2 protein-coding genes are annotated in these 2,416 nt (G+C 71.4%); both read right to left on the bottom strand.

From position 1 onward, the window contains the following. Positions 1–451, bottom strand: a 451-nt coding sequence (locus N4P33_RS34625; protein WP_399030671.1) for a flavin reductase family protein, incomplete at its 3' end; no start/stop codon positions are given. 199 nt (positions 452–650) lie between these two features. Next, a complete protein-coding gene (locus N4P33_RS34630; RefSeq protein WP_260830879.1) occupies positions 651–2,249 on the bottom strand; it encodes a tryptophan halogenase family protein in 1,599 nt (532 codons plus the stop codon). Positions 2,250–2,416: the final 167 nt, after the last annotated feature.

Below are 2,416 nucleotides of genomic sequence, written 5' to 3' on the forward strand. Positions count from 1 at the left end.
TGGCGGTCTCCACGACGGCGCAGTCGGCTATGGCGTGGGCGGACGAGGTCAGATGCGGCCCGCCGGCGCCCAGCGGCAGCCGCCATCCGACGCGGTCGAAGCGGTCGGGCGCTCCGGAGGCGAACAGGTCGGAGGTCGAACGGGCCTGTTCGTGCAGCAGGTTGACGGCGAACTGCCCCTGGTCGAGGAGGGCCCGCAGGGTCGGGCTCGCCGTGCGGACGCACACCACCAGGGTGGGCGGGTCCAGGGCGACGCTCGTCATCGAGCTGCACGTCATACCGCGGGGCAGGCCCTCGGCGTCGAGGGTGGTGACCACGGTGACGCCGGAGGGGAAGGCGGCCATGAAGGGCCGCAGGTCCGTCGGCCGGGGTGCGGCGCGGTCCGCCGCCGCGGCGGCCGTTGCGGTGCCGTCGCCGTCCGGGGTGTCCGGGTGCGTCGCGGAGTGGGGCATGTCTGACTCCCTGTGGAGGACGATGCGGTGCGGCCCGGCACCCGGCTGACTGCGCCGGGCGCCGGGCCGTGGGAGCGGCGGCGGCAGCCGGGCGGTCCGGGGGGTGACCGCCCGGCCCCCGCGCCGAAGTGCCGCTGTGCCGGGGAGACGCGAGGGGGGACGCGAGGGGCGAGCGGGGCACGCCCGGGCCCGGCCGGTGCTACCCGTGGAGCTGCTTGAGGTACTCGTAGGCGGTGGGCAGCGTCTCCAGCAGGTTCTGCTGCTGGCGCTTGACCGTCTCGAACAGCGGCTCGGCGGCCGCCACCGACTCCGGCTTGTACGCCAGGGCCGGCAGGGGCGCGTCGGGCTCCAGGCCCAGGCCCGCGAAGATGCAGTAGTAGCTGCCGTTGGTCCAGAAGTTGCGGAACTCGGCCTCGAAGTTGCCGTAGTACGTCGACTCGTCGGTGATCGGCGAGTTGATGGGCAGCCCCGCCCGGTAGGCGGAGATCTTGCGCTGGATGTTCTCGGGGAGGGTCAGCTTCTTGTTGGCCTGCCAGAACGGGGTGTCGTTGCGGGGCGCGTAGAAGAAGTGGGCCTGGATGAAGTCACGGGTGTCGTCGAACATCACCTCGATCTCGTGGTTGAAGCTGTCGATCAGGCCCTCGTTGAAGGTCGTGTCGGGGAAGTGCTTGGCCAGCTGGTAGATCGCGGCGGTGATGAAGTAGATGCCGGTCGACTCCAGCGGCTCCAGGAAGCAGGACGACAGGCCGATGCTGACGACGTTCTTCACCCAGGCGCGGCGGTTGCGGCCGACCCGGAAGCGGATGTGGTTGAACTTCGTCGTCTCGGGGTCGAGGCCCCACATCTCCGCGAACTCGGCGGTGGCCTCGTCCCGGTCGGTGAACTTGCTCGAGTACACGTAACCGGTGCCGAACCGCCCCAGCATGGGGATCTTCCAGGCCCAGCCGGAGGACATGGCGATGGCCGAGGTGTACGGCTCCACGCCGCCGGCCTCGTCGTCGTGCGGGACGGCGGTGGCGACCGCGCTGTCGCACAGCAGGTGGTCGCTCATGTCGATGAACGGCTCGGCCATCGCCTTGTTGATCAGCAGCCCGCGGAAGCCGGAGCAGTCGACGAACAGGTCGGCGTCGAGCTCCTGCCCGCCGCGGGTGCGCAGCGCGGTGACGAAACCGCGCGCGTCCTGCACGACCTCCGTCATCTCGTCCTGGACGTGGCGGACGCCCTGCTTCTCGGTGGCGAAGCGGCGCAGGAAGTCGGCCACGAGCTGGGCGTCGAAGTGCCAGGCGTAGCGGGTGGCGGAGCGGCCGTCGAGCCAGCGGGGCGCCTTCATCGCGTCCATGATCGGGGGCTCGCGGAAGCAGGCGTAGTCGAAGGGCTCGGTGGTGGTGCCCTCGTACTTGCGCTTGAACCAGTAGTGCGACAGCGGCGTCTGGTCGTAGTCGGGCAGCAGGCCGAACGGGTGGTAGAAGTGGTCCGGCCGGCCGTCGGGCAGCTCCCGGGCCGTGGCCTCGCCGGTGCCCTCGGTGCGCCAGTTCACGAAGCGCACGGCCATCTTGAAGCTGGCGTTGCACTCCCGCATCCACTCGTCCTCGGCGATGCCGAGGTAGTCGAAGAACGCGCGCTGGAGGTTGGGCACCGTCGCCTCGCCGACCCCGATCCGCGGAATCGCCGGGGCCTCGAGCACGGTGATGTCGACCGTGCCCTGGAGGGCCTTGCCGAGATACGCGGCGGTCATCCAGCCGGCCGTGCCGCCGCCCAGGATGACGACCTTCTTCAGGCGGGTGTCGGTACTGGTCATGGAGCAGCCCTCATTTCGGAGTCGGGAGTCACGGCCGGGAGCCGGGGCGCGGGGAGCTGAGGAGCGGGGGAACCGGGCGAGCGGGGAGCCGGGCGAGCGGGGAGCCGGGGAACCGCGGGGGGCGACGTGCGGTGGGGCCCGGTCCGCGGCCGGCCGTGTCCGGCGGG

Source organism: Streptomyces sp. 15-116A, from assembly GCF_025290915.1.
In the GTDB taxonomy this organism is placed as follows: domain Bacteria; phylum Actinomycetota; class Actinomycetes; order Streptomycetales; family Streptomycetaceae; genus Streptomyces.

Excerpts from the sequence above, each read along its gene's own strand:
- N4P33_RS34630 (WP_260830879.1), bottom strand. The coding sequence starts at position 2,249 with ATGACCAGTACCGACACCCGCCTGAAGAAGGTCGTCATCCTGGGCGGC.